At 66.0% G+C, this 26024-nt stretch carries 21 protein-coding genes and 1 pseudogene; 10 read left to right on the top strand and 12 right to left on the bottom strand.

The genetic code is table 11. The annotated features are described in order from the left end of the window. The first annotated feature begins 1 nt into the window (after nucleotide 1). Nucleotides 2-1390: a cysteine--tRNA ligase gene (gene cysS, locus KXR83_RS18280; RefSeq protein ID WP_437426018.1), complete on the top strand. Its 1389-nt coding sequence runs from the start codon at nucleotides 2-4 to the stop codon at nucleotides 1388-1390. A 97-nt stretch (nucleotides 1391-1487) separates the two neighbouring features. Then, nucleotides 1488-2447 carry a 23S rRNA (guanosine(2251)-2'-O)-methyltransferase RlmB gene (gene rlmB, locus KXR83_RS18285; protein WP_437426019.1) on the top strand — a complete coding sequence of 320 codons (960 nt, stop codon included), beginning with the start codon at nucleotides 1488-1490 and terminating at the stop codon, nucleotides 2445-2447. Between the two features lie 99 nt (nucleotides 2448-2546). Here rlmB and KXR83_RS18290 read toward each other — a convergent pair whose 3' ends face one another. Both KXR83_RS18290 and KXR83_RS18295 read right to left on the bottom strand, forming a co-directional pair. Beyond that, nucleotides 2547-3398, bottom strand: a complete 852-nt coding sequence (locus KXR83_RS18290) for a hypothetical protein (protein ID WP_437426020.1) — start codon at nucleotides 3396-3398, stop codon at nucleotides 2547-2549. Nucleotides 3399-3493: 95 nt separating this feature from the next. Continuing rightward, complete coding sequence (locus tag KXR83_RS18295) at nucleotides 3494-4264, bottom strand: alpha/beta fold hydrolase (protein WP_437426021.1); 771 nt, start codon at nucleotides 4262-4264, stop codon at nucleotides 3494-3496. A gap of 93 nt (nucleotides 4265-4357) precedes the next feature. Between KXR83_RS18295 and KXR83_RS18300 the strand changes: the two genes are divergently transcribed. The 3 genes from KXR83_RS18300 to KXR83_RS18310 are packed head-to-tail and all read left to right on the top strand — an operon-like array spanning nucleotide 4358 to nucleotide 6898. After that, nucleotides 4358-5920, top strand: coding sequence for a carboxylesterase/lipase family protein (locus KXR83_RS18300; RefSeq protein ID WP_437426022.1), 1563 nt, complete (start codon nucleotides 4358-4360; stop codon nucleotides 5918-5920). Nucleotides 5921-5960: 40 nt separating this feature from the next. After that, the gene (locus KXR83_RS18305; RefSeq protein WP_030172773.1) at nucleotides 5961-6419 is read left to right on the top strand and encodes a MaoC family dehydratase; all 459 of its coding nucleotides are present in this window, start codon (nucleotides 5961-5963) and stop codon (nucleotides 6417-6419) included. A gap of 35 nt (nucleotides 6420-6454) precedes the next feature. Further along, nucleotides 6455-6898 carry a DUF2599 domain-containing protein gene (locus KXR83_RS18310; RefSeq protein WP_437426023.1) on the top strand — a complete coding sequence of 148 codons (444 nt, stop codon included), beginning with the start codon at nucleotides 6455-6457 and terminating at the stop codon, nucleotides 6896-6898. Here KXR83_RS18310 and KXR83_RS18315 read toward each other — a convergent pair. The 8 genes from KXR83_RS18315 to KXR83_RS18350 all read right to left on the bottom strand — a co-directional run bounded on the left by KXR83_RS18315 (nucleotide 6887) and on the right by KXR83_RS18350 (nucleotide 17754). Then, entirely contained in the window at nucleotides 6887-8284 is a 1398-nt protein-coding gene (locus tag KXR83_RS18315) for an FAD-binding oxidoreductase (protein WP_437426120.1), read from the bottom strand. The two genes, KXR83_RS18310 and KXR83_RS18315, sit on opposite strands and share 12 nt — an antisense overlap. Before the next feature lie 140 nt (nucleotides 8285-8424). Then, nucleotides 8425-11886, bottom strand: a complete 3462-nt coding sequence (locus KXR83_RS18320; protein WP_437426024.1) for a BTAD domain-containing putative transcriptional regulator — start codon at nucleotides 11884-11886, stop codon at nucleotides 8425-8427. A gap of 118 nt (nucleotides 11887-12004) precedes the next feature. Next, a complete protein-coding gene (locus KXR83_RS18325) occupies nucleotides 12005-12904 on the bottom strand; it encodes a metal ABC transporter permease (protein ID WP_247210159.1) in 900 nt (299 codons plus the stop codon). Beyond that, the gene (locus tag KXR83_RS18330; protein ID WP_437426025.1) at nucleotides 12901-13773 is read right to left on the bottom strand and encodes a metal ABC transporter ATP-binding protein; all 873 of its coding nucleotides are present in this window, start codon (nucleotides 13771-13773) and stop codon (nucleotides 12901-12903) included. Before KXR83_RS18330 ends, KXR83_RS18325 begins: the two co-directional genes overlap by 4 nt. Nucleotides 13774-13820: 47 nt before the next feature. Further along, the gene (locus KXR83_RS18335) at nucleotides 13821-14807 is read right to left on the bottom strand and encodes a metal ABC transporter solute-binding protein, Zn/Mn family (protein WP_437426026.1); all 987 of its coding nucleotides are present in this window, start codon (nucleotides 14805-14807) and stop codon (nucleotides 13821-13823) included. 100 nt (nucleotides 14808-14907) lie between these two features. Continuing rightward, on the bottom strand, nucleotides 14908-15492 hold the full coding sequence (locus tag KXR83_RS18340; RefSeq protein ID WP_437426027.1) for a TetR/AcrR family transcriptional regulator: 585 nt from the start codon (nucleotides 15490-15492) through the stop codon (nucleotides 14908-14910). Next, nucleotides 15489-16727 (bottom strand): cytochrome P450, encoded by a 1239-nt coding sequence (locus tag KXR83_RS18345; protein WP_437426028.1) that lies wholly within the window; start codon nucleotides 16725-16727, stop codon nucleotides 15489-15491. The genes KXR83_RS18340 and KXR83_RS18345 overlap by 4 nt, the downstream gene beginning before the upstream one ends. Nucleotides 16728-16779: 52 nt before the next feature. After that, nucleotides 16780-17754 (bottom strand): pirin family protein, encoded by a 975-nt coding sequence (locus tag KXR83_RS18350; protein ID WP_400720381.1) that lies wholly within the window; start codon nucleotides 17752-17754, stop codon nucleotides 16780-16782. Nucleotides 17755-17873: 119 nt separating this feature from the next. On the opposite strand from KXR83_RS18350, the gene KXR83_RS18355 reads away from it, so the two are divergent. From KXR83_RS18355 to KXR83_RS18370, 4 genes and pseudogenes are all read left to right on the top strand, one after another. Then, the gene (locus tag KXR83_RS18355) at nucleotides 17874-18764 is read left to right on the top strand and encodes an alpha/beta fold hydrolase (RefSeq protein ID WP_437426029.1); all 891 of its coding nucleotides are present in this window, start codon (nucleotides 17874-17876) and stop codon (nucleotides 18762-18764) included. Further along, nucleotides 18761-20191, top strand: a complete 1431-nt coding sequence (gene mshA / locus KXR83_RS18360) for a D-inositol-3-phosphate glycosyltransferase (RefSeq protein WP_437426030.1) — start codon at nucleotides 18761-18763, stop codon at nucleotides 20189-20191. Before KXR83_RS18355 ends, mshA begins: the two co-directional genes overlap by 4 nt. Further along, nucleotides 20188-20790 (top strand): annotated as a pseudogene (locus KXR83_RS18365) (YbjN domain-containing protein); the annotation flags it as partial. The gene mshA and the pseudogene KXR83_RS18365, both read left to right, overlap by 4 nt. A 237-nt stretch (nucleotides 20791-21027) precedes the next feature. Continuing rightward, nucleotides 21028-22632, top strand: coding sequence for an AMP-binding protein (locus KXR83_RS18370; RefSeq protein WP_437426031.1), 1605 nt, complete (start codon nucleotides 21028-21030; stop codon nucleotides 22630-22632). Nucleotides 22633-22731: 99 nt separating this feature from the next. Here the strand turns inward: KXR83_RS18370 and KXR83_RS18375 are convergent, their stop codons facing one another. Together KXR83_RS18375 and KXR83_RS18380 are read right to left on the bottom strand one after the other, a co-directional pair. After that, nucleotides 22732-24204: an MFS transporter gene (locus tag KXR83_RS18375; protein WP_437426032.1), complete on the bottom strand. Its 1473-nt coding sequence runs from the start codon at nucleotides 24202-24204 to the stop codon at nucleotides 22732-22734. Nucleotides 24205-24294: 90 nt separating this feature from the next. Beyond that, entirely contained in the window at nucleotides 24295-25038 is a 744-nt protein-coding gene (locus tag KXR83_RS18380; RefSeq protein WP_437426033.1) for a tyrosine-protein phosphatase, read from the bottom strand. A gap of 109 nt (nucleotides 25039-25147) precedes the next feature. Here KXR83_RS18380 and KXR83_RS18385 point away from each other — a divergent pair, with 109 nt between their 5' ends. Next, a complete protein-coding gene (locus KXR83_RS18385) occupies nucleotides 25148-25894 on the top strand; it encodes a phosphoglyceromutase (protein WP_437426034.1) in 747 nt (248 codons plus the stop codon). Nucleotides 25895-26024 lie beyond the last annotated feature (130 nt).

Below are 26024 nucleotides of genomic sequence, written 5' to 3' on the forward strand. Positions count from 1 at the left end.
CGTGACCCTGCGCCTCTACGACACCGCCGCCCGAGATGTACGTGACTTCACGCCACTGCGTCCCGGCCATGCGTCGGTCTATCTGTGTGGCGCCACCGTGCAGGGAATTCCTCACATCGGTCACGTGCGCAGTGGCATCGCGTTCGACGTCCTGCGCCGCTGGCTCACCCACGAAGGCTACGACGTCGCGTTTGTGCGCAATGTGACCGACATCGAGGACAAGATCCTGACGAAGGCCGCCGACGCGGGAAGGCCGTGGTGGGAATGGGCTGCCACTCACGAGCGCGAGTTCAGCTGGGCCTACGACCAGCTGGGCGTGCTGCCGCCGTCTGCCGAACCGCGGGCGACCGGGTTCATCACCCAGATGGTCGAGTACATGGAACGCCTCATCGACCGCGGTCACGCCTACGCTTCCGATGGCAACGTCTACTTCGACGTCCAGAGTCTTCCCGAGTACGGCTCGCTGTCCGGTCATCGCCTCGACGATGTCCATCAGGGCGAGAGTGCAGGGACCGGGAAACGCGATCCACGCGACTTCACCCTGTGGAAGAGCGTGAAGCCAGGCGAACCCTCATGGCCGACGCCGTGGGGCCGCGGGCGCCCGGGATGGCATCTCGAATGCTCGGCGATGGCCACCACCCTTCTCGGTCCGGAATTCGACATCCATTGCGGTGGAATGGATCTGGTGTTCCCGCATCACGAGAACGAAGTGGCCCAGAGCCATGGGGCGGGAGATCCGTTCGCGCGCTACTGGTTGCACAACGGCTGGGTCACCATGGGTGGCGAGAAGATGTCGAAGTCTCTCGGCAACGTGGTCTCCATCCCGGCGATGCTCCAGCAGGTCCGGGCTGTGGAATTGCGATACTACCTCGGCAGCGCGCACTACCGGTCGATGCTCGAATACTCGCCACGTGCTCTCGAAGATGCCGCTGAGGCGTACAAGAGGCTCGAATCCTTTGTCCACCGGACGGTTTCGCGCGTCGGCGATGTTCCCGTCGGCGAGGTGACCGCTGAGTTCGCAGCCGCTCTGAACGACGACCTCGGAGTGCCGGCGGCAATCGCGCAGGTCCACGGAACGGTCAAGGTGGGCAACACTGCGCTTGAGAGCGGTGACCACAAGACCGCGCTGGAGTCGGCATCGGCAGTGCGAGCCATGCTCGACGTGCTGGGCGTCGACCCGTTGGCAGAGAACTGGGCGGACAGCCGCGACGACACTTCGCTCACCGCTGCGCTCGACGTTCTCGTCCGGGCAGAACTCGACCGCCGCACCGCCGCTCGGGCGGAGAAGAACTGGGCCGTGGCAGACGAGGTGCGCGACCGGCTGGCCAAGGCCGGGATCGACGTGACAGATACACCGGATGGACCGCAGTGGTCGTTGACGGACAAGTAGGAAACGACACAGAACATGGAGTCCGACCGGTGAACCACGAGGCAACGGCCCGATCCACGGGTCCATCGGCCCGACCTATCGAAGGGGCTGGTAACTGATGGCCGGCAATTCCAAACGCAAGGGCGCCATCCGCAAGGGTGGCACCAAGAAGGGGCAGACCGTCGGATCCGGCGGTCAGCGTCGGCGCGGTCTCGAAGGCAGGGGGGCGACCCCGAAAGCCGTTGACCGGCCTTACCATTCGGCACACAAGCGAGCCAAGGCCGCAACGAAGGCCTCGTCTGCAGGTGCCGGTCGTCCGCAGCGCAAGGCCGCCGACGAAGGGCCCGAATACGTCCTCGGACGTAACCCGGTGGTCGAATGCCTGCGCGCTGGTGTCCCCGCCACCGCGCTGTACGTGGTGCTGGGCGCCGACGCCGACGAGCGGGTCACCGAGGCCGTCCAGATCGCCGGCAACAAAGGCATCTCGATCCTTGAGGTGCAACGGCCCGAACTCGACCGGATGAGCTCGAACGGCATGCACCAGGGCATCGCCCTGCAGGTCCCGCCGTACCGCTACGCCCATCCCACCGATCTGATGCAGCTGGCCATCGACAGCGGCCAGCCTCCCTTGCTGGTGGCCCTCGACAACATCACCGACCCGCGAAACCTCGGCGCCGTGATCCGTTCGGTCGCCGCATTCGGCGGACACGGTGTGGTGATCCCGGCTCGCCGCAGCGCCTCGGTCACCGCCGTCGCATGGCGCACCAGTGCGGGTGCCGCCGCACGGCTGCCCGTCGCCCAGGCCACCAACCTCACCAGAACACTCAAGGAGTGGGCTCAGTCGGGTGTGCAGCTGGTCGGTCTCGACGCCGACGGCGACGTCACCCTCGACGACTACGACGGTTCGGGTCCCACCGTGATCGTGGTCGGGTCCGAGGGCAAGGGTCTGTCGCGGCTGGTCCGCGAGTCGTGCGACTCGATCCTGTCCATCCCGATGGCCGGCGACGTCGAAAGTCTCAACGCGTCGGTCGCCGCCGGAGTGGTACTCGCGGAGTTCGCGCGCCAGCGCCGTTCTTGATCAGCAACCGTTCGTAGCTTCGATACAACAATGGCGTAGTCGACCTGTCGGTCGACTACGCCATTGTGTTGAGAGCTATCGGTGTTCCGGGCTCGAGTCCTAGGTCCGGCTCTCCGTTTTCTTCTTGTCAGGCACCAGTGCGTTCATCGCGACCTTGATCACGATGCCCACGACGATGATGACGATGCCGACCACGGTGCTGGTGGAATCGGTGACCAGACCGGCGACGCCGGTGACGATGACAAAGATCGGCACCCAATCCCACAGCCGCGCCAGTGACTGCGGCACCACGTCTTCTCCGCCCTTCGCCATCTCTTTGGCAACGGCGTACTCGGGGTAGAACTCGGTGAACGAGATCGCGAAGATGGTACCGGCCAAGCCGATGATCCAGCCTGTCCAGAAGTTGTTGTTGTCTTGCAGGACGGCGTCGCCGTAGAACCCGGCAACCGCTCCGACCCCGAATCCGATGACCCAGGACCAGGTGATCATGTAGTTGATGTGGATGAACAGCGGGTTGTCCCACATCTCTTCCGGCTCAGACTCTTTCGCGTACTGCATCGTGAAGGGCTGGCGAATCAGAATCGAGCCCAGAGCAAAGGAGACCAGAGCGACGTTGGTCATCTCCCCGCCCCACATCTCCAGCCAATCGACCACGCCGGCCGCAGCGAACTGGGCGAGCAGCACCATCGAAGAGAAGTAGACCAGGTCGAAGATCTCGAGGAACTTGATCTTGCTACCGCGCTTGTGGCCGCCGATGACAATGAGTAGCGAGAGGCCGAACGCGACGGCTGCCGCTTCCTCGAACCGTCCCGGACCATTGATGAAACCCATCACGATCCATGGGGTCATGCCGGCGAAAGGCGAATTCAGGAAGGCCGACAGAACGCGTCCGAACTTCGATTGGGTGACGACCGGCGAGACCGTCTTGTTCTGATCGGAATTATCTGTCACGGCTACGTGGCCTTATCTCGCATTGGAGCACAGGGAGTTTGGGGTGATTCTTGACGATCGTAACGGTAGTCAGGTCGGGTCACCGCACGAAATCGTCAAGCCGGATCGCCGCGAAGGAAATTGATGATGACCGGATTGACAACACCCGGGGTCTCGATCGGGATCAGATGTGTGCCAGGAAGAACCGCAAGACGTGCGTTGGGCAGTACCTTCACGATGTCCGCGCTGTGTTCGAGTGTCACCTCGTCGTGATCGCCTTGCATCACCAGAGTCGGGGCGGTGATTCCACTCAAGTCGGAAAGCGCCATCTCGGGTTCGTTCGCAATCATCGTGGTGGTTTTCTCGAATACAACCGGGAAATGCTCATCGCCGTCCGGCGAGGTCTCTGCGTAGTCGGACCGCAAGAATTGCACGATCTCCGAATTGATGTCGTCGAGGGAATCGAGTAGTCCGCCGCTGGTCCGTCCGGACGAGTTCAGATATTGCCCCAGGACAATCATCCGGTTCACCAGATCGGGACGTTTGAGGGCGACAAGGAATGCGATGACGGCGCCGTCGCTCCAGCCGACCAGGTGCGCCGGCCCGCCGACAATCCCGTCGAGATAGGCGATGGTCTCTTCGGCCATGTCCTCGTAGTGGAACTCATCGGTGACGTCGGCGCTGTGTCCGTGACCATGGCGCTCGGGGGCGTAGACCGTGTACCCGGCGTCGACCAAGGGCTGGAACTGTCCGCCCCAGTCCGCGGCCGAGGAGAACGCGCCGTGCAGCAGAACCACTGCGTCGCCCTCGCCGGCCACCTGATGCCACACCGGCGTGTCGGCAGACGGGTGGTTTATTTTGACGTATCCGGTGTACTCGGTGGTCATGCGTTCGAGTTTTTCAGATCACCGGCCGTGTCGTGTTGCGAATGAGCGCGATAGCGGGCGAGTGACCGCTATTGGACCGATAGGGTCGAAAACATGGTGAGTACTAGTACGAGGGTGACCCTGTCCGACGGGGTCGTCGAGGGTGTCCGCGACGGCGACATCGTCCGCTGGCGCGGCATTCCTTTTGCCGCACCCCCGGTCGGTGACCTGCGACTGCGGGCGCCTCAGCCGGCAATCGGATGGGAAGGTGTGCTCAAGGCCGACAGCTTCAGGAACGCTGCGCCGCAGAATCCGAAGTACGCGCTGGTCGAGCGCGGGCGCAAGCAACCCGTCAGCGAAGACTGCCTGACGGTCAACGTGGTGGCACCGGCACGCACGTCGAACAAGCCGCGGGCGGTGATGGTTTTCATCCACGGCGGCGCGTACATCCTCGGATCCACCGCCACGCCGCTCTACTACGGCCACGACCTCGTCCGGCGCGGCGACGTGATCTTCGTGTCGATGAACTACCGGCTCGGTCCACTGGGCTACGGCGACTTCACCAGGTACTCGACCCCGGACCGCCCCTTCGAGACCAATCTCGGATTGCGTGACCAGGTGGCCGCGCTGCAGTGGGTGAAAGACAACATCGCCGACTTCGGAGGCGACCCAGACAACGTCACGATCTTCGGGGAGAGCGCCGGCGGCAACGCCGTCACGACGCTGATGGCCACGCCTGCGGCCGGCGGCCTGTTCCACCGCGCCATCGCCGAGAGTTCTGCGCCGATGCTGACCCTGCACCAGCACTACGCCCAGCGATTCGCCGACAAGATGGGCGAACTGCTGACCGCCGACACCGGTATCTCGGACGTCGCCGAAGCCCTGGCCTCGGCGTCGCTGGCCGAGATCGGCCGCGCCGGGCACCGGTTGGCCAGGTGGGTGACCAGGGACACCCCCGGTCTGCTGCCGTTCGGGCCCGTCGTCGACGGCGACTACCTGCCCGTGGCGCCTGTGGAGGCCTTTGCCGATGGATCGGCGCACCAGGTGCCGATGATCATCGGCACCAACAAGAACGAGGGAACGCTCTTCAAGCGGCTGCCGCAAGGCATGCTGTCCACCGAAGAGGTCATCACGGAGATGTTCGCCAACACCGAACCCGACGCGCAGGATCGCATCACGTCTGCCTACAACGGTTACCCCAGCCCGCGATCGATGGTGCAGTTCGGCGGCGACTACATCTTCTGGGTGGGCAGTGTGGCTGTGACACAAGCGCATTCCGAGCACGCGCCCACCTACGCGTACCGATATGACTACTCACCGAAGGTGATGAGGTGGATGGGTCTCGGAGCCACCCACGCGTCCGAACTGCTTGCGGTGTTCGGCATCTACCGCGGTAAGGCCGGCCGGCTGCTGACCCAGCTCGGCGATCGGCGAGATGCCCTCCGCGTCACCGGTGAGGTGCAGGATCAGTGGCTGGCGTTCGCCAAAACCGGCGAGCCGCTACCCAGTTGGCCCCGGTACACGCCGAAGGTGCGCGCCACCAGGATCTTCGACAAGCACTCCTATGTGGAGGTGGACCCGATGCGGGCACGGCGCGAGGCATGGGACGGGTTCGGCGACTACGCTGCGAAGGTCCCCGGCGCCGAAGCCGCCGAGGAAACCCTTGAGAACGTGTGACGGCCGCACGTCGGTGAACATCTGAAGCTGGGAGATGCGAATGCGTGTATTTGGCTCCGCGACCGAGGTTTTGACTGCTGTCGGAAGCGAGTTGGGCAGCAGCGAATGGATCACGGTGACCCAGGAGCGGGTTGACCAGTTCGCCGAGGCGACCGGTGATCACCAGTGGATCCACGTGGACGTCGAGCGCGCAAAAGCGGAGAGCCCGTACGGCGGCACCATCGCCCACGGGTTCCTGAGCCTGTCTCTCCTTCCGATGCTGGGCGCGCAGATCTACGGGTTCGAGGGTGTGAAGATGGCCCTGAACTACGGCAGCAACAAGGTGCGTTTTCCGTCCCCGGTCCTGGTGGGATCGAAGGTCCGGCTCACCACCACCCTCGCCGAGGCGACCGACCTCGGCGACGGTGCGATCCAGATCGTGTTCGGTCACACGCTTGCCGTGGAGGGCACGGCCAAACCCGCGGTGGTCGCGGAGATGGTTGTCCGGGTTGTGTTTTGAGGCGTGCTGCTTGGCTGAGTACAGTCGCGGCGGCGATGATCGTCGCCGGATGCGGCGGGTCTGATCCCGATCCGGCGGTGACCACCGAACCGGTTGTCAGTGAGTCGGCCCCGACAACCTCAGCGGCGACGACCGCGGCCACCCCGTCCACCCCTGTGTATCTGCCACCGTTCATCGACCACGTCGCCTGGACGCAGACCGAGCAGGGCCCGAGTCTGCAGGTGTTTCCAACCGAGTCCGGACGCAACACGCAGGGCACCGGCGATCTGGATGCCAGCTGGGCCGAGGTGGTGGGGCTCGACCCCACGGCCGACACCCCGGGGATGCGCGATCAGTACGCCTGCCACTGGCGGTTCGCCCGAATCGTGGACCCGGACAAGACGAGCTGGAACCTGGAACCGTGGCGCCCCGTGGTCACCGAGTCGGAGATGATCTCCACGCGCTGCAATCCCGGCGGCGCCGAGGAATCAATTCCCTGACGTCGTCGCCGACCGGACCACCTGACCGACACGGAGCAGTCCGTGTGGATCATGTTGCTCGGCAAGGGCTCCGAGCCACACCAGGGTGTCCTCGTCGTAGCACCGCGCCAACCGGGCCGGACCAGTACCCGGAGCGAAGTTGGGTAGCTCACCCACCGACCAGGGCGCCACGGCGTCCAGTACGGCGCTCGCATGGGCGGGCACGTGCTCGGCGATCGGCGGCACGAGTGCACCGACCACCATCAAGTTGAACGACGCGCTGCGATGGCAGAAAGCGCTGCGCTGGGCTGCCGGCCGCGACATCGCACCCCCGAGCAGCCGTAATTCGACGACCACCTGCGGCGACCCCGACTCGGGGCCGGTGAGAGCGATGAGGGAATCGATCGCGTCGTCGCTCAGCTCGCCGAGCAGTGTGCTGCGCTCGTGCGTCGGCATGGGGTCGACGGGATCGGCGTGGATCGCCCCCATCGCCGCGTACGGCATGGGCGCCACCGCGTCGATCAGTGGTGTCGCGGCGGTGCGGATCGGCGCAAACAGGGCTTCGGCGGCGGTCGGCTCTGCGAGCGATGCGTAGCGGACCGCGAGCGTCAACCTGCCGGCCAGCTGCGGCGGAACGCCTGGCAGCGGCGGCAACTGCAGCAGGGCGATCGAGGTGTTCGTGTCCTCGGGAAGAGCCGCACTCCAGTCGCGCCAGACCCGCAGTACGTCGGCAGCGTCGGAACCATCGAAGTAGACGGCGCCACCGTAGATCTCCGATATGGGCAGCAGCTCGATCTCGACCGAGGTGACGATCCCCAGAGTGCCTTTCCCGCCGCGCAGCCCCCAGAACAGCTCGGCATGGTTGTCGGGGGTGACCTGCAGGATCTCGCCGCGCCCGGTGACCAGTTCGAACGATCGGACATGGTCGGACGACAGGCCCACACTGCGCACCAGTGGGCCGATACCACCGCCGGTCAGGAAGCCGATCACGCCCACGTGGGGCGCTGAGCCGGCCAGCGCGGCGAGGCCGTGCGCGGCAGCCGCATCGACGACCTGCTGCCACCGCACGCCGGCGCCGAGCTTGGCCGTACGTGTCTGCGGTTCCACCACGCAGCCGTTCAACTCGGCGGTGTGCACCAGGATCGTGCCCGAATCGATCGGCAGAGCGCCGTGCCCCGTGGCCTGCACGGCAACCGTCAGCCCGCGACGCGCGGCCACGCGCAACGTGGCCGCGACGTCGGCGGCCGAGGTGGCGAACACAACTGCGCACGGCTCGGACGGCACCGAGACGTTCCAGGGCGTCGCGCGCGTGTAGTCGGGATCAGCAGGCCCGGCAACCACACCGGACACGGCGGCACGCAGTTCGGTGGCCGGGTCGGCGTGGGTGCTCTCGGTGGTCGTGGTCATCGTGTGCGGACGCCTCTCGTCATCGGGGAAGTCGATGGCAACAGGTTGCGTCACATCACTTGGCATCTGCTTGGTGACGAGTCCAAGGAAACGTCAAGAAATGGACCGGATCCATTCAGGGAACCCGGCGCAGGTCGGCGTCAGGCCTGCTCACGCACTGTGCGCACGTCCTCGAGGAGGCCCGCCATCCCGAACTCGGCCGCCCGGGCACCGATGCCATCGAGTTCGTCGAGGTGTCGTTCGGCCGGTGGACGCAGTTGCCACTGGAGGAGCCGGCAACGAAGGACGGTCGGTTGCCCGCCGTTGCGGTCGGCAACCTCGGCCGCGAGCGCCACTGCCTCGGTTGCGGCGGCGGTGTCGCCCAGCAACATGTGAAGTCTGGCGATCGCGAGGTCCACCGGGCCGACCGAACTGAGTTGACCGATCACGCCGATGCACCCGGTGAAGGGTTCGAGTTCGGCGATGAAGTCTGCGGCGAACTTGGTCAGATCGAACTGCGCCACCAGATGGGCGAGAGCCGTCGCGTGGCCGAGTGTGTGCCACACATGGGCGCCGCGAGTGTCCTGCCTCTGCCGGACAAGCTTCTCGGCCAGGTTCCGGTCGACCGGAGCACCGGGGACGGTGGCCAATCCGGCCGCGATGACGCCGATCATGTCGGTGTCCTCGGCGCTGGCTGCGACACCCTCGATCAGCTCGCGGGCCATCGACGCCTCGTCTTCGGACAGATGGCCCTGCTCGCGGCGCAAGCCCATCAAGGACATGTTGGACTGCCCGGTCACGTACAACTCGGTCTGTTCGTGAACACGTTTGGCGATGGCCCGGTGACGGGTGGCCCGTTCGAAGTCGCCGTCCCAGACCGCCACCACCACCTCCATCCAGCGGAGTTGTGCGCGCAAGATCGGCAGGTTCAGCTCCTCGCTGCCGTTGATCGCCTGGAGCAGATGGCCCCGCACCGCGTGCACGTCGCCAAGGGTGAACGCGGCCATGGTCGCGATCGAGTGTGCGATCACGGTGTCGAATCGGGCCTGACTGTGGGCGAAGGTCAGTAGGTTGCCGATCGTGGCGATGGCTTCGGCGGCATGGGTGGCCACACCGGAGAAAGTGATCAACCGGGCCATCATCACCTCGGCTGTGATCTCGGGGTCGTCCGCGATGGCCGCGAAATGTTCTGCGCGGACGATCAATTCGGGCGCAAGCGTGGGGTCGGGATGATAGCTGTGACCGACACACAGAGCCCCGAGAACCTGTGCACGCGCGGCAGATTCGTCTGCGACGATCTGTTCGGCGCGAAACAGCAGGGCCAGCAACGGCGCCGGGTCCTTGCCCGGGGTCACCCACGGCCACCCGCCGCCCGAACGCAGCAGTGATCCGGCCAGTTTTCCGATGGTCGCGGTCTTCTCGGTGCGGATGGCCATGGCGAGTTCCGTTTCGACCGTGTCGAGTACGGTCTGGCCACGGCCCGAACGTGACAGCGCCTCGAGGTAGGACACGGTGAGGCCGTCCCGCTCTGCGTCGTCCTGATCGGCTGCGGGCAACAGGTCGTAGGCCACCAGTGCCTGATGCCACCAGTTGGCCGCGGACTCGGAGTTCCATCGCTCGGCGGCAGCGGTGGCGGCCGCGATGCACGCGGCAACTGCAGTGCGGGCCTCCACCAGAGGTAGCGCGGCCATCAGATGTTGTGCACGCCTGCCCAACACGTCCGAGCCCGATGCGCCTTCGAGCACCTCGCCGACTTTGGCATGCGCGCGTTTACGACGCAGCGTCGGCATCTGGGCCAGCACTTCCTCGCGCAGCAATCCGTGGGCGAACGCATAACCGTCCGTGCCCGGGGCCGCGGCGATGATGCGGGCGTCGGCAGCCTCGTCGAGATGGTCGGCGAGCGAGTCGATGTCGAGGCGGGTGGTGGCCGAGAGCAGCGCCACGTCGATCGCGTCCCCGATGACCGCTGCCATCCGGAGCACCTGCAACACAGCAGGATCGAGGCCGGCCAACCTCAGGCCGAGCACGGACCGAACTGCTTGCGGCAGTTCACCGGCGTCGCGTTCGTCCTTGGACAGGCGTGCGTATTCGGAGACGAACAGCGGATTGCCGCCCGTGCGCCTGATCAGTCGGGAGACCTCCGTGTCGGACAGGGCCTCGTCGGCGATCTCATTGGCCAGCGTCGCGGCATCGTCATCGGCCAGCGCCGACACGACGATCTGACGATTGCCACCCCCGCGGGCGACCGCGCTGAGAAGCCGGCCGAGCGCGGTCCCGTGCTCGCCCTCGCGCAGAGTGATGATGAAGCCCACCGGGTGCCCGTGCACAGCGGTCGCCATGGACGCGAGCGCGCCCACCGACATCGCGTCGGCCCATTGGGCATCATCGATCACGACCGCCAGAGGTGTTGTGGCCGAACTCTGTTCGATGACACGCTGTACGCGGTCGTACGTGGTGAAGCGGGCGGTGTCGGCGTCCACACCGTCCTGGGTGGTGAGAATTTCGGCGGGGTCGCAGCCCAGTGCCTCCACGAGTTGGCGGGCGGGCCACCAGGCGGGCGCGCCCTCCTCGGGATTTCTCGCCCATACAGCGCGGCCACCCAGGGCCTGCATCCGTTGGGCGGCCTCGTCGGCGAGTCGTGTCTTTCCGATGCCCGGCGGGCCGATCAGGATGAGCCAGCGTGTGTTCCCCGCGACCACCTCACCGAGCAGTCTTCCGATGTGGTCGATCTCGCGTGCGCGACCCACGAGTTTGCCGTTCGATGCGGCAATCGAGGCCGGGGCCGGCTGATCCGGGACCGCCTCGGGCTCGGGTGAACGGATCTCGCTGGCCCCGGACCAGCTGGGTTTCCGGGGCCACGCAGCCAACTCCGGGTCGTGGCGCAGGATCGCGCCTTGCAGCTCGCGCAGTTCGGCGCTCGGTTCGAGTCCGAGGTCCTCGTCGAGTCTGCGCGCGTGTTCGGTGAAAACATCGAGGGCTTCGGCGGAGCGGCCCGCCCGGTGCAGCGCCATCATGTGCAGCCAGCAACTGCGATCGCGATAGGGCTGCTCGGTCTGCAGTGCCACCACATCGGCCAGTGCCTGAGGAACGCGCCCCAGCGCCAGGAGCGCGGTGATCCGATTCTCCCGGCACCCGCTGCGGAGTTCTTCGAGCCCGGCCGCCTCGGTCTGAACCCAGCCCTCGTCACCGAAACCGTCGAGCAGCCGTCCGCGCCACATGCCGAGAGCACGATCGGAGGTCTCGAGGGCCGGTGCCCAGTCTTCGCGGTCGGAGGCCTGGCGGGCCGAATTCGCCAGTTCCAGGAACTCGTCGATGTCGAGTTCGGAATCGTAGATCTCGAAGATGTACCCGTTCGACTGCCGCCGGATGGGTGAGGTGCCGACCGCGTCGTTACGCAGCGCCCGGCGCAGGTTCGAGATGTAGGCCTGCAGGCTTGACGTGGCACTCGGGGGAGCGTCTTCTCCCCAGATCGCGTCGGACAGCCGGTCGATGGAGACGACGGTGCCGCGATTGAGGAGCAACAGCGCCAGCACCATCCGTTGCTTGGGCGACCCGAGCTCCACGACCTGCGAGTGGTCGGCGCGACGGACCACAGACAGCGGTCCGAGCAACTGATACCGCATGGCCTGCCTTCCGGTCCGGGCCGCTTCTCGTGCAGCGTCGCCCGAATTGAGAGCTTAGGCGATCAGCCGCTCGGGCGTGCCGTTGCCGAGCAGGTTCGGACCAGCGGGACAGTAAGTCTCAGAAACTGGTGCCGAGCAGCGGTTTGCTGGAGGTGGGCACCCGTCGGCGTCCGGAGCCGGCGGACCGTTTGGAGCCGACCACACGGCATACCAGGTAGATGACAAACGAGATGGTGGTGACAAAGGCGGAGACCGGCAGACCTGGTGCCAGTGACAAGACGATGCCGCCGACCGCGGCGATCTCGGCGAACAAGATGGACAACCCGAGCACCACCGTGGGGTTCGAGGACACCCGCATGGCGGCCGCGGCCGGGGTGATCAGCAACGACATCACCAGGAGGGCGCCGATGATCTGCACGCTCTGGGCCACAGCCGCGCCGAGCAGCACCGCGAACACCACCGAGAGCAGCCGCATCGGCACTCCGCGGGCCTCGGCCACGCGGGGGTCGGTGCTGGCGAACAGCAGCGGCCGGTAGATGACAGCCATCGCTGCGATCACCACGACCGTGGTGATGACGACGGCCTCGGCGCCCTGGGTGCCCGCATTGATGGCCTGCCCTGCGAGGAGGTTGAATCCGGTTCCGATGCGTCCCGGGTTGAGCGCGATGAACAGCACCGCCAGTCCGAGACCGAACGCCATCACGACGCCGATCACCGAATCACGTTCGCGCACGCGGTTACCCAGCAAACCGAAGATGACAGCCGCGACGATCGCCCCGATCACGCCGCCGAGGTTGACGCTGAAGCCGAACAGCAGAGCAGCAGCGGCTCCGGTGAACGACAACTCACTGGTGCCGTGCACGGCAAACGACATCTGACGGCTCACGACCATCGGGCCGAGGACGCCGCCGAGGATGCCGAGCAGCGCGGTTGCCACCAGCGCCTGCTGGACGAAGTCGTAGGAGAGCAGGTTCATCGTGGCGTCGAAGTCGAAGAAGTCCGACCACTGGGCCTTCATTCCTTCACCTCGACGTCGCGGGTGGACAGGTGGTCGAGGTCGGATCCGTGGTCACCGTGGCACGCGGATTCGTCGGCGCCGACGACGATCAGTCGGCCCTGCACCTCCAGGACATCAACACGGGTTTGGTACAGCTCGCTGAGGGTTTCCGACGTCATCACCTGTGCCGGTGTCCCGATGCGGAACCGGCCGTCGACGAGGTAGACGACGCGATCGACGTACGGCAGGATCGGGTTGATCTCGTGGGTGACGAACAGGACAGCGGTTCCGTGGTCGCGGCGACGGCGGTCGATCAGCGCGGCAACCCGGCTCTGGTTGGCGGGGTCGAGACTGAGCAGCGGCTCGTCGCAGAGCAACACCGAAGGATCGCCCGACAGTGCCTGTGCAACCCGAAGCCGCTGTTGTTCGCCGCCGCTGAGCAGCCCCAACGGGGCGTCGGCGAACTCGCGTGCGTCCACCTGGGCGATCGCATCGTCGACAAGAGTGTTGCGGCGCTTGCGGTTTCGCCACCCGATGCCCCACGCCTGCCCGTCCACGCCGAGACCGACGAGATCCCGGCCACGTAGCGGCACACCCTCGTCGTGGGTCTGCTGCTGCGGGATGTACCCGATGGTGCTGTCGCCGGCGCGCAGGCTGCGGCCTTGCACCGCAACCGTTCCCGCGTTCAGCTGGTATTGGCCCAGCAGTGTCTTGAGCAGAGACGTCTTGCCCGACCCGTTGGGCCCGAGGATCGCGATGAATTCGCCGGGGGCCACGGTCAGGTCGAACTCGTCCCACAGCACCCGCTGCCCGAACTTCAGGCGCGCGCCGCTGATCGTGACGGCGGCACCTCTGTTGTCCAGGAGTGGGGCCGGGTCGGACTGGGTCATGAATTGCGCTAACTGCTTGGTGTCGGTCTGGTCGAACACGAGGTCGATCAGGGAGTCGTTGTATCGGACGCCAGGGCGGACGTCAGGGCCTCAACATTAGCCTTCTGCCATTCGATGTAGTCGGCGGTTCCGGCGGGCAGGGTCTCGGTGAAGTCGACCACCGGCACGCCCGAACTGTTCGCGATGTCGAGAAGTGCCTTGGTGCCCTCGTCGACTGCCTGGGTGTTGTAGATCAGGGCGCGCACCTGGCGTCCCCGCAGCAGATCCTGGGTGGCCGCGATGTCGCGGGCCGACGGCGACTGCCCGGCCTCCACCGCGTCCTGCAGACCGGCGGGGGTGACATCTTTGAGTCCGGCGTCGAGCAACAGGTAGTAGGCGAGCGGTTCGGTCTGGGCCACCGGGGCGTCGGGGTTCGCGGTCTTGATGGCGGCGACCTGGGCAGTCAGTTCGTCGAGCCGCTTGTTGAACTCGGCGACGTTGTCGCGGTAGGTCTGCGCGTTGGCGCTGTCTTTCTCCGACAGGGCCTGGGCGACCTCGTCGGCGACGAGCCCGGCGACCGCGAGGTCGTAGAAGACGTGCTCGTTGGCCTCGCCCGCTCCGTGATCGTGGCCGGACTCCTCGGTGCCGCTTTCTTCGTGGCCCGGTTCTTCGTGACCGGCTTCTTCGTGCCCACCCTCGGCGAGCTCGAAGGCGTTGATCACGACCGCACCGGAACTCTTGGGCGCGTACTCCATATAGGTGTCGTAGTGGCCGCCGTTGAGCACCACCACACCCGCTTCGGAGACCTTGGCGGTGTCCTGCGCGTTCGGTTCGAACTCGTGCGGGTCTCCGGTGGGGGAGTTGTACAGCGACGTCACCTCGGCCTTGTCGCCGGCGACCGCGGCGGCGACCGAACCCCAGACGTCGGTGGAAGCCACGATGGACACCTTGCCGTCGGCGGTGGTGCCCCCGTCGTCCGAAGAGCATCCGGCCGCCAGGGCGGCGGTGAGGGAGACGGCGGCGGCAACCGCCAGGGGTCGGGACCAGGTGCGCATCGGGAGGTGACCTTTCACGTCGAGACGATGGCCGCCTCATCAAAGCGGGGGCTCCATCGGGTAGACGCTAATGATAACCGTTACCGACAGCCGAGCGAAATCAGCCCGGCGCCACCACGGCCGGCGTCACGAACCGTGCGATGACCGCGCGCTCCTCGGCGGCGTCGGTTCCGGGAGTTGTCAACAGCGACAGGATCATTCGTACGATGAACTGTGCGCGCAACGCTTCATCTGCGCTCGGGCCTGCGGAGCCGCCTGTCGGGTCGTCGGAGACAAACCCCGTGACGATCTTCTTGATCAGCTGGGACGACGATCCGAGTTCGGCCGCCACGCTTGCCGAACCGGGTCGGAACCAGGAGTGCAACACCGGGTCGGCGCGCACTGCCTCGACCGCGGCGACGATCGCGTCGGTGGTCCGCCGTGCCGGGTCGGCGACGTCGGTCACACGCTCGGCGAGCTGCCGGGAGAGCGCGCGGGCCTCGCGTTCGACGAAGGCCATCTGCAGTTCGGCGCGCGACGGGAAGTAGCGGTAGAGCGTGGCCCGCGAGCATCCGGCGGCGGCGGAGATCTGGTTCATGTTGACCGCATCCACCCCGTGCTCGGCGAACAGCTCGGCCGCGACGTCGAGTATGCGGCCGGCAGCGATGGCCGATCGGCTCTCGCCCAGCCAGGAGGCGGCCGTCACCGGTTGGTCCGCACGAGCAGTCTGGTCGGACGGCGTACGTAGTTGCCCTTGGCGTAGGTGATCGAGTCGGCGTCGACCTCGAAGTCGGGGCAGCGCCTCAACAGCTCTTCCAGAGTCACCCGGACCTGCATCCGCGCAGCCGCCGCCCCGAGGCAGTGGTGACCGCCCCGACTGAACGTGAGTATCTGGCGGGGGCGCCGATGGATGTCGAGTTGATCCGCGTCGTCGCCGTAGACCCGCGGATCGCGATTGGCCGCGCCGTAACAGAGCAAGACCTTGCGGCCCGCCGGAATGGTCACAGGCCCGGCATCCGTGTCGAACTCGGTGTCGACGGTGGTGGTCCGGGCCAGGCCCTGGACCGGTGAGGTGAGGCGGAGGAACTCTTCGATCGCCCCGACGATGAGCCCGGGATCGTCTGCCAGTTCGCGACGTTGTCGGTGGTGTTCGCCGAGTAGCGCGGTGGCACCGCCCAACACCCCGGTGGTGGTGTCGTTACCCCCGGTGACCATGGTGAAGGCGAAGGCGAGGATCGACAGCAACCCCTCAGTGTTGCCGTCCTCGCCGACTCCCGCCCTCACCAGATGCGACACGGTGTCGTCGCCGGGATGTTCTCGCCGATAGGCGATCAGCGTGCTGAAATACCCCATCAGCTCCACGACCGCCGCCGACGCGGCCTCGCCCGCTCGTGCCAGATCTGAGCTGTCGGCGCCGACGATCGCCTCGGTCCAGCCGTCGAACGCGCGCCGGTCCGACTCCGGCACACCCAGGTAGTGCGCGACAACCATCGACGGCAGGGGTTTGAACAGGTCCGCGACCACGTCGCCTTCTCCGGCATCGAGGAGAACATCGAGCCGGTCGGTGACGAAACGCCGCACCGCGGGCTCGACGTCGGTGACCTGCTTCGGGGTGAACCCGCGGGACACCAGCTTGCGAAAGTCGGTGTGTGCAGGCGGGTCCTGCATCACCATGGGCGGATTGTCGGCGAGGCCGAGGCTCTCGAGTTCGCCATAGGTGACGGTGAGGCCTGCGGTGGAGGTGAAAGTGCGCCAGTCGTCGGCGGCGCGGGTGACGTCCGCGTGTCGGGTGAGCACCCAGAAGTCGCGGTCGGGGCGGTCGGTACGGACGCGATGGACCGGGTCGTGGTCACGCAGCGCCGTGTACATCGCCCAGGGTTCACGCCACGTCTGCCCAGAGCGCAGAGTGAACTCGGCTGGATATGACATATTGGCCCGCATGTCTCAACAATGAGACACATGAACCAATGTGTCAACCCTTTGTGGTGTGGTGTCAGGCTCCCGAGGTGTGCGGCATGAGCGCACCCGGCGGGATGTGACCGAACTTGCCGGCGTTGAAGTCGTCCATCGCCTCGATGAGTTCGGCGCGGGAGTTCATCACGAACGGCCCGTACTGGAACACCGGCTCACGGATCGGGCGTCCGCCGAGCAGCAGCACCTCGAGCGCGGGACGGTTCGAGTCCTGTTGCTGCGCAGCCGAGATGGAGATCCGATCGCCGGGTCCGAGGACTGCGAGCTGACCCTGCTGGATGGGATTGCCCACGGGTCCCACGGTGCCGCGCCCGGACAGGACGTAGACGAGGGCGTTGAAGTCGCGGTTCCACGGCAGGTTCAGGGCCGCGCCGGGCTCGATGGTGGCGTGAGCCAACGTGATCGGTGTGTGGGTCGACCCCGGGCCGGTGTGGCCGTCGATGCCGCCTGCGATGATCCGCACCAGCGAACCTCCGTCGGGCGAACTCAACAGAGTGGCCTGGTTGCCTTCGATGGACTGGTAGGCCGGGGTGGCGAACTTCGCCTTCTTGGGCAGGTTCACCCACAGCTGGACCCCGTGGAACAGTCCACCACTCTCGACCAGCTCCGCCGGCGGTGTCTCGATGTGCAAGATGCCTGACCCGGCCGTCATCCATTGGGTGGCGCCGTCTTCGATCAGGCCGCCACCGCCATGAGAATCCTGGTGGGCGAACCGGCCGTCGATCATGTAGGTCACGGTTTCGAATCCGCGGTGCGGGTGCCAACTGGTCCCACGCGGTTCGCCGGGCTCGTATTCGACCTCGCCCATCTGGTCCATGTGGACAAAGGGGTCGAGGTCGGTCTTGGAGACGCCGGCAAAGGCCCGGACAACAGGGAAACCCTCACCCTCGTACCCACGCGGGCCGGTGGTCACCGACCTGACGGGCCGCTCGGTGTCCGCGGCGACGGGGCCTGCGATGCGGGGCAGGGTCAAGGTATCGGCTGTGACGGCGGGCATGACGTGCTCCTTAGATGGAGGTGATTCGTACAGCCAGTGTAACCGGACCGCGGTCCGATTCATTCCGCGACCACGGTCGCTGGTCCGTGCCCCCTGAGCCACACCATTAGTGTGGACTCATGGGCACCACCATGGGCCAGGTCGAGGCACCCGACGGCACGCGAATCAGCTATCGGGTCGCCGGGCGCGCCGCCGACGCCGACAGCCCGGCACTGCTGCTCATCCACGGTTGGGCACAGTCCTCCACGTGTTGGGGCGATCACCTACTCGACCTCCTCGGGCGCGGGCATCGGGTCATCGCGATGGATCTGCGCGGGCACGGCGAGTCCGGCGTGCCCCCGGGTGCGACAACCGTCGAGAGCTTCGGACCGGCGCACTTCGCAGGTGATGTCGCTGCGGTGCTCGCCGCCGAGGTCGGGCCGGGGCAGCCGGTGTTCCTGCTCGGCTGGTCGTACGGCGGGCTGGTCGTGTGCGACCACCTCGCGACCCTGGGGCGGGCCTCGGACACAGTCGCAGGTGTTGTCCTGGTGGGAGCGACCACCTCGATGGGGCGGGGCAAACCCGGTGGCCGGATCGGCCCTGCGATGCGCGCCGCACTGCCCGATGCGTTGTCCGACGATCCGAAGGTGGCGGTGGCGGCGCTGTCCGACTTCGTCGCCGCCGTGACACCGCTCGGCGACGGTTCCACCATCCAGCGATTCCTCGGCACATCGCTGGCCACGGCGCCCGCGGTGCGCAGCGCGCTGTTCGGCCGCGGCGCCGACCACGACGATGTTCTCGCGGCTCTCGATGTACCCGCACTGGTCATCCACGGCACCGCCGACGCGGTGGCCGACATCTCGTGCGCCGAGCACGCCACGTCGCTCATCCCGGCAGCCACCGCGGAGTTCTGGGAAGGCGGCGGTCACGCACCGTTCGTCGACGATCCCGACACCTTCGCGCGCCAGGTGGGGGGCTTCGTGGCCGAAACCATCCGGAGCTCCGAGCAGGGCAGGGGAGTCCGGTCGTGAGTCCGGCCGGCGGTCCCGCGGTTCCCCGGCGGGTGGCGCTGATCTCCGTGCACACCTCCCCGCTGGCCCAGCCCGGGGTCGGAGATGCCGGCGGGTTGAACGTCTACGTGTGGCAGACCGCCAAACGTCTGGCGCAACGTGGTGTGGAGGTCGAGATCTTCACGCGCGCAACATCATCGGCAGATGAACCCGTGGTCGAGGCGGCCCCTGGGGTGACCGTGCGGAACGTGGTGGCCGGTCCGTTCGAAGGGCTGGACAAGCGGGACCTGCCCACGCAGTTGTGTGCGTTCACGGCGGGTGTCCTGCGGGCCGAGGCGGGACGGCCGGTGGGCTACTACGACCTCGTCCACTCGCACTACTGGCTGTCCGGGCAGGTCGGCTGGCTGGCCCGCGACCGGTGGGCAGTGCCTCTCGTGCACACCGCGCACACTCTTGCCGCGGTCAAGAACGCCTCGCTCGCCGAGGGCGACACCCCGGAACCGCCGATGCGGCAGGTGGGTGAGCAGCAGGTCGTCGATGAGGCGGACCGTCTGATCGTCAACACCGAAACCGAAGCGCAGCAACTGATCTCGATTCACCACGCGGACCCGTCGCGAATTGACGTGGTCACCCCCGGCGCTGATCTCGAGTGTTACACGCCGGGGCCTCGGATCGACGCCAGGCTCGACCTCGGCCTGGACCCGGACGAGGTGGTGGTGACGTTCGTCGGCCGGATCCAGCCACTCAAGGCTCCGGACGTATTGCTCCGAGCCGCTGCGCCGCTGATCCGTCGCGGACTCTCGAACGGACGAAAACTACGGGTACTTGTGGCCGGTGGGCCGTCCGGCTCCGGGTTGGAACGCCCCACGTCGCTGATCGAGCTCAGCCGTGACCTCGGCATCGAGTCGTCCGTCACGTTCATCCCGCCGCAGTCGCCCGAGTCGCTGGCCAAGGTGTATCGGGCTTCGAATGTGGTTGCGGTGCCCAGTTATTCGGAGAGCTTCGGATTGGTTGCCATCGAAGCGCAGGCGGCCGGGATCCCCGTGCTCGCCGCGGACGTGGGCGGACTGGGGGTGGCTGTCGACAACGGGGTGAGCGGAGTCCTGGTGGACGGGCACGGTATCGACCGCTGGACCGGGGAACTCGACCGCTTGCTGGGAGACGAAACCGCCCTCGCGGCAATGGGAGAGGCCGCGCACCGGCACGCTCAGAACTTCTCGTGGGATCACACCGCGGATCAGCTGTTGGCCAGTTACGGCAGGGCCATCGACAGCTTCCGACGAAATCGCGCACAGGTATCGAATGCGCCCGATCCGGGTACAACCCAGCCGCAGAGCGACCTCTCAGAAGAAAGCACTCCGCACGGAGTCGTGGCCGAACCCGAAGCCCGACCTCTGGCCCGGATGGCACGCCGGTTCGCCGGACGAAGAAATGGGGCACGAACATGACATCACAGATCACCTCAGAGCTCGGTTCGAAGATCGACCAATTCCTCACTCAGCGCGAGATGACCTTCAGCCGTAAGGATTCCGGCGGCAAGGACGCCGACTACTTCGTGGTGGATCTACCGGGTGAGAAGAAGCTCAAGACCACGGTGCTGCTGACCGTGGCCCCACACGGATTGCGGATCGAGGCGTTTGTCTGCCGCAAACCCGACGAGAACCACGAGGGCGTCTACCGCTGGATGCTCAAGCGCAACCGACGGCTCTACGGCGTCGCCTACACGCTCGACAACTCGGGCGACATCTACCTGGTGGGCAGGCATTCGGCGGAGTCGATCACCGACGCAGAGCTGGACCGGCTGCTCGGGCAGGTCCTCGAAGCGGCCGACGGCGACTTCAACGTGCTCCTGGAGATCGGGTTCATCACCTCGATCCGGCGCGAATGGGCATGGCGCGTCTCGCGCGGTGAGTCGCTGAACAACCTCAAGGCGTTCGAGCACCTCATCGACGGTGACGGGTCAGACGGGGCACCTGGTCGATCGGTGCCGTCGCACAACGGCAACGGCGGTGCGCCTCGGTCGCACGGTGAGCGTGCTCGCGGTGAAGGCGGTGCACACCTTTCCGGGGGCGATGGGACGCCCTCTGCCGGTGGTGCACAGACCGGGGGCGTGGAGAAGGGTCGCGAAGAGGGTGACAACGGTAGGCCGCAGGCATTCGACGCGGCCACCCCGTCGTCGGACGTCGGTCTGGACGACTAACTGTCCGATTCGGCAGACCCTGACAACCGGCATTGCTACTGTTGTTGACTGATCGTCAACAACAACGCCGGAGGCCGAAGAATCATGAGTTTCAAGAGTCCCTTTCCCCCTGTGGAGATCTCCGAGGATTCGATCTACGAGACGTTGTTCGGGTCGATCAGCGAGGAGGACCTGGACCGGACCGCGCTGATCGACGCCGGCGCCACCGAGGGCACCACCTACCGCGAGCTGATCGGCCGGATCAACGCCTTCGCCGGAGCCCTGGCGGCGCGCGGCGTCGAGGTGGGCGACAAGGTTGCACTGCTGTCGCCGAACACCTCTGCGTTCGCGTTCGTGTTCCACGGCATCCTGCGGGCGGGCGCCACTGCGACCACCGTCAACGCGCTGTTCACCGCGCCCGAGATCGCCAAGCAGCTCACCGACTCGGGCGCCAAGATGCTCATCACGATCACCCAGCTCGGTGACCAGGCCAAGGCGGCGGCAGCGCAGGTCGGTCTGCCCGAGAGCGCGGTGATCTTGCTGAACGGGCCCGGTGAGGCCGAGAGCCCTCACCCGAACGCACTCGATCTGCTGGGCGCCGGCCTTGCTGCGCCGGACGTCAGCTTCGACCCGGCCACCCATCTGGCGGTCCTGCCGTACAGCTCGGGCACCACCGGCAACCCCAAGGGCGTGATGTTGACCCATCGCAACCTGGTCGCCAATGTGGCGCAGAGCCAGCCGCTGCTGAACATGTCCCATGACGACTCGGTCCTCGCGGTGCTGCCGTTCTTCCACATCTATGGGATGACGGTGCTGCTCAACCTTGCGCTGTACAACCGCGCGAGGCTTGTGGTGATGCCGCGTTTCGATCTGGTGCAGTTCCTCGAATCCATCCAGAACTACAAGTGCAGCTACGTGTTCATCGCGCCGCCCGTGGCGGTTGCGCTGGCCAAGCACCCGCTGATCGACGACTACGACCTGTCGTCGGTCAACACCATCATGTCCGGTGCCGCGCCATTGGACGAGGTGCTGGGCAATGCAGTCGCCAAGCGCCTCAACACCCGGGTCATCCAGGGTTACGGCATGAGCGAGCTGAGTCCGGTCAGTCACGCAATGCCCAGCAAGCCCGGCGACGGCCCGGAGGCGCCGCTGTCGTCGTGCGGTTGGCCGATCCCGAACACGGTCAACAAGATCGTCGATCCGGCCACCGGCGACGAGATCGACATCCCGGCCGAAGGACTCAGCGAGCCGGGGGAGCTGTGGGTGGCGGGCCCGAACGTGATGGCGGGCTACCTGAACAACGACAAGGCCACCAAGGAGACCATCGACGACGATGGGTTCCTGCACACCGGTGACATGGCGCGGGTCGATGCGAACGGTTGCGTCTACATCGTCGATCGGCTCAAAGAGCTCATCAAGTACAAGGGTTACCAGGTGCCGCCCGCAGAACTCGAGGCGTTGCTGCTCACCCACGACGATGTCACCGACGTCGCGGTGATCGGTGTCATCGAAGCGGATACCGGCGAGGAGATTCCCAAGGCGTTTGTGGTCAAGCGTGAAGGCTCCGACCTCACCGGTGAGCAGGTGATCGAGTTCGTCGCCTCGCAGGTCGCGCCGCACAAGAAGGTTCGCGAGGTGGAGTTCATCGACGCCATCCCGAAGAGCGCGGCAGGCAAGATCCTGCGTAAGGATCTGCGCAAGCCCGCCTGAGTCCGTCAGTTCCCGGCGTCGCCGAACAGGCATGACCAACACGAAAGACGCTCCACCGGCCGGTGGAGCGTCTTTTGTGTATCCGGTGAAAGTCAGGCGTCAATCGGTTGTGGTGGAGACCTTTTCGCTCGAACGATTCGCCTCCATCGCGCCTGCGCCGGCATGTCGGACGTGCTTGCTGGGAATGACAAGCGCCAGCAGCGCGGCAGCGAGAGCAGCGAGGCCGCCGACGATGAACACCAGCTGGAAGCTGGACTCGGCGGGTACAGAGGTGGTCGGGCTGAGGTCGATGACGGAGCTGGCGAGGATGGTGGCCATCAGCGCCGACGCGATCGCCGTGCCGATGGATCGCATCAGCGAGTTGAGACTGTTGGCGGCGGCCATCTGGTGCAGTGGTGCGGCCGACATGATCAACGCAGGCATGGCCGAGTAGCCGATTCCGACGCCTGCGCTGGCGATCACCATGGCCACGCAGATCTGCCATGGCTCGGCCATCAGGAAGATCGAGAACAGGTAGCCCAGGGCGATGATCACCGAACCGATCAGCAGCGTGAATCTCGGACCGATGTGGATGTTGAGCCGGGCCGAGACCGGCGAAAGGAACATCATCATCAGCCCACCCGGGGCCAGCAGCAGGCCGGTCGCGAGGATGGTCTGTCCCATCCCGTACTCCACGACGCCTGGGATGTGCGGGATCTGCAGCAGCTGCGGTGCCGCAAGGCTCATGGCCATGAGGGCGAATCCGATCAGCACCGACGCCGCGTTTGTCAGCACGATGATCGGCTGCGCCGACGTGCGCAGGTCCACCAGGGGCGTCTTGATGCGCAGCTCGAACCAGCCCCAGAGGACCAGGACCACCAGGCCGGCTCCGGCCAGCCCCAGCGTCAACGCGCTGGTCCATCCCCAGGTGTTGCCCTTCGACACGGCGAGTAGCAGGGCGACGAGGGCGGCGGTGATCCCGATGGCCCCGACTACGTCGAAGGAGCCGGGGGAGCGGACCGGCGACTCGCTGACCAGGATCAGCACCAGGAAGAAGGTGAACGTGGCCAGTGCGCCCGAGGTCCAGAACAGGACGTGCCAGTCGAAGGTCTGCGTGATGTAGGCGGCGACCGGCAGTCCGATGGCGCCACCCACGCCAAGGGTCGCCGACATCGTTGCGATCGCACCGGGTACACGGGCCGGTTCGAGCTTGTCTCGCAACAGGCTGATGCCGCACGGGATGAGGCCCATCGCCAGTCCCTGGATGCCACGTCCGATGATCATCGGGAGGACCATCGAGGTGAGCGCACAGATGACCGATCCGAGAACCATGGCGGCGATACACGACAGGATCACCACGCGCTTACCGAACATGTCGGCGAGGCGGCCCGAGATCGGCATCGCGATCGCGGCCGTCAGCAAGGTGGCGGTGATGACCCATGAGGCGTTGTCGGAGCTGGTGTTCAGATAGCCGGGCAGCTTGCCGACGATGGGCACCACCAGCGTCTGCATGAACGATGCCAGCAACCCCCCGAAGCACAACACCGCGATCAGCAGGTTCGGGTTGGGATTGGTGTTCGACTCACGTTTCATTACTTGCATCATGCATGCAAATGAGTTCGCCAAACAAATCGGACACGAGTGCTGACCTGCACTCGAGGCCGAAATCCGACCCCTTTGTGACTACGTCAGCATTCGGTCGCGCAAGCGATCCAGGTCACCCGCGGTCACCCGGCAGGCCGCCAGATAGTCGTCGAACGTGCCGAACTTCTCCAAGGCGGCCTCGCGGGCACTCTGCAGGTAGTCGGCCTTCACCCCGAGGAGGTCATCGGAGATCTCGATCGGTTCGCCGCCCTCCGGTGGGCCGTAGATGCGCTGCAGGTGCGCGCGAAGGGCGTCGATGTCGCCGTTGCTCTCCAGGTAGTCGGCCATGATCTCGTCGGGATCCACCGCGAGCGCGGTGAGCACGGCAGCAACCACCCAGCCGGTGCGGTCCTTGCCGGCTGCGCAATGCACCAGTACCCGCCGATCGGGGTCGCCGAGCAACTTGATCACCTGGTCCACCGTGCTCATGGCGCCGGGGAGCGCGGGCATCTGTGCGTAGACGTCGTACATGTAGCGGGTGCGGTTGGCGATGTAGTCGTCGCCCGACATCTCGTGGGGTGCCTTGCCGTCCGGCCGCAGATCGAACGGGACGATGTGCACCTCGATCGAGTCCGGAACGCGGTCCGACCCGCTCTTCTCGATCTCCGCGTAGTCGCGCAGGTCGAACACATCGGTGACGCCGAGGTTGATGAGATCTTGCCCGCCGGTGTCGTCGAGGTTGCTCAGTTCCGAACTGCGGAACAGCAAACCCGAAGCGACACAACGTCCTTCGCTGGTCTTGAGGCCGGATACGTCACGGAAATTCCACGCGCCTGAGAGCATGGCGTCAGTGTAGGGGGTCGATCCGCGCGGTGTGTCGTTGTTGTGTGGCCTCGATCGACCGATAGGTGTCGAATGCCGTGGCGGTGGGCCTGTGGAAAACTACTGCCTTATGAGCAACGGAACCCTGATCTTGATGCGTCACGGTGAAAGCGTGTGGAATGCGTCCAACCAGTTCACCGGTTGGGTCGACGTTGCCCTCACCGAGAAGGGCGAGGCCGAAGCGGTACGCGCAGGCGAGCTGCTCGTCGAGCACGATCTGCTCCCCGACGTCCTGTACACCTCGCTGCTCCGCCGCGCGATCTCGACCGCTCAGATCGCCCTGGACAGGGCCGACCGCCACTGGATCCCGGTGGTGCGCGACTGGCGACTGAACGAGCGGCACTACGGCGCTCTGCAGGGTCTAAACAAGGCCGAGACCAAAGAGAAGTTCGGCAACGACCAGTTCATGTTGTGGCGCCGTAGCTACGACACCCCGCCGCCGGTCCTGGAGAAGGGCAGCGAGTACAGCCAGGACGCAGATCCCCGGTATGCGGATCTGCCGGCAGTTCCGCAGACCGAATGCCTCAAGGATGTTGTCGACCGTTTGATCCCGTACTACAACGAGACCATTGTCGCCGACCTCAAGGCGGGCAAGACGGTGCTGGTGGCTGCGCACGGCAATTCGCTGCGAGCCCTGGTGAAGCACCTCGACGGGATTTCGGACGACGACATCGCGGGGCTGAACATTCCGACGGGTAATCCGCTGCGCTATGACCTCGACGACAATCTCCAGCCGGTCGTCAAAGGCGGCGCATATTTGGACCCAGAGGCTGCCGCTGAAGGCGCTGCGGCGGTGGCGGCGCAGGGTAGTAAATAGCGAGCAATCGCTCTTTCTTTTCGATCGAGAATTCGCAATCAAGTGATTGACGCATCCCGCTCTCGTACGCCGTGATCAGGTCTACCCTGGTCTCATGATGGCGCTTGCGCATCTGACCGGCGAATCCAGC

Origin of the sequence: Williamsia muralis (assembly GCF_051487485.1) — a bacterium.
Lineage (GTDB): Bacteria > Actinomycetota > Actinomycetes > Mycobacteriales > Mycobacteriaceae > Williamsia > Williamsia muralis_B.

Bases quoted from the DNA above. Each gene is read 5' to 3' on its own strand.
- rlmB (WP_437426019.1), top strand. From the start codon at position 1,488: ATGGCCGGCAATTCCAAACGCAAGGGCGCCATCCGCAAGGGTGGCACC.
- KXR83_RS18295 (WP_437426021.1), bottom strand. From the start codon at position 4,264: ATGACCACCGAGTACACCGGATACGTCAAAATAAACCACCCGTCTGCC.
- KXR83_RS18300 (WP_437426022.1), top strand. From the start codon at position 4,358: ATGGTGAGTACTAGTACGAGGGTGACCCTGTCCGACGGGGTCGTCGAG.
- KXR83_RS18305 (WP_030172773.1), top strand. From the start codon at position 5,961: ATGCGTGTATTTGGCTCCGCGACCGAGGTTTTGACTGCTGTCGGAAGC.
- KXR83_RS18310 (WP_437426023.1), top strand. From the start codon at position 6,455: ATGATCGTCGCCGGATGCGGCGGGTCTGATCCCGATCCGGCGGTGACC.
- KXR83_RS18315 (WP_437426120.1), bottom strand. From the start codon at position 8,284: ATGACCACGACCACCGAGAGCACCCACGCCGACCCGGCCACCGAACTG.
- KXR83_RS18320 (WP_437426024.1), bottom strand. From the start codon at position 11,886: ATGCGGTATCAGTTGCTCGGACCGCTGTCTGTGGTCCGTCGCGCCGAC.
- KXR83_RS18325 (WP_247210159.1), bottom strand. From the start codon at position 12,904: ATGAAGGCCCAGTGGTCGGACTTCTTCGACTTCGACGCCACGATGAAC.
- KXR83_RS18330 (WP_437426025.1), bottom strand. From the start codon at position 13,773: ATGACCCAGTCCGACCCGGCCCCACTCCTGGACAACAGAGGTGCCGCC.
- KXR83_RS18335 (WP_437426026.1), bottom strand. From the start codon at position 14,807: ATGCGCACCTGGTCCCGACCCCTGGCGGTTGCCGCCGCCGTCTCCCTC.
- KXR83_RS18345 (WP_437426028.1), bottom strand. From the start codon at position 16,727: ATGCGGGCCAATATGTCATATCCAGCCGAGTTCACTCTGCGCTCTGGG.
- KXR83_RS18350 (WP_400720381.1), bottom strand. From the start codon at position 17,754: ATGCCCGCCGTCACAGCCGATACCTTGACCCTGCCCCGCATCGCAGGC.
- KXR83_RS18355 (WP_437426029.1), top strand. From the start codon at position 17,874: ATGGGCACCACCATGGGCCAGGTCGAGGCACCCGACGGCACGCGAATC.
- KXR83_RS18370 (WP_437426031.1), top strand. From the start codon at position 21,028: ATGAGTTTCAAGAGTCCCTTTCCCCCTGTGGAGATCTCCGAGGATTCG.
- KXR83_RS18375 (WP_437426032.1), bottom strand. From the start codon at position 24,204: ATGAAACGTGAGTCGAACACCAATCCCAACCCGAACCTGCTGATCGCG.
- KXR83_RS18380 (WP_437426033.1), bottom strand. From the start codon at position 25,038: ATGCTCTCAGGCGCGTGGAATTTCCGTGACGTATCCGGCCTCAAGACC.
- KXR83_RS18385 (WP_437426034.1), top strand. From the start codon at position 25,148: ATGAGCAACGGAACCCTGATCTTGATGCGTCACGGTGAAAGCGTGTGG.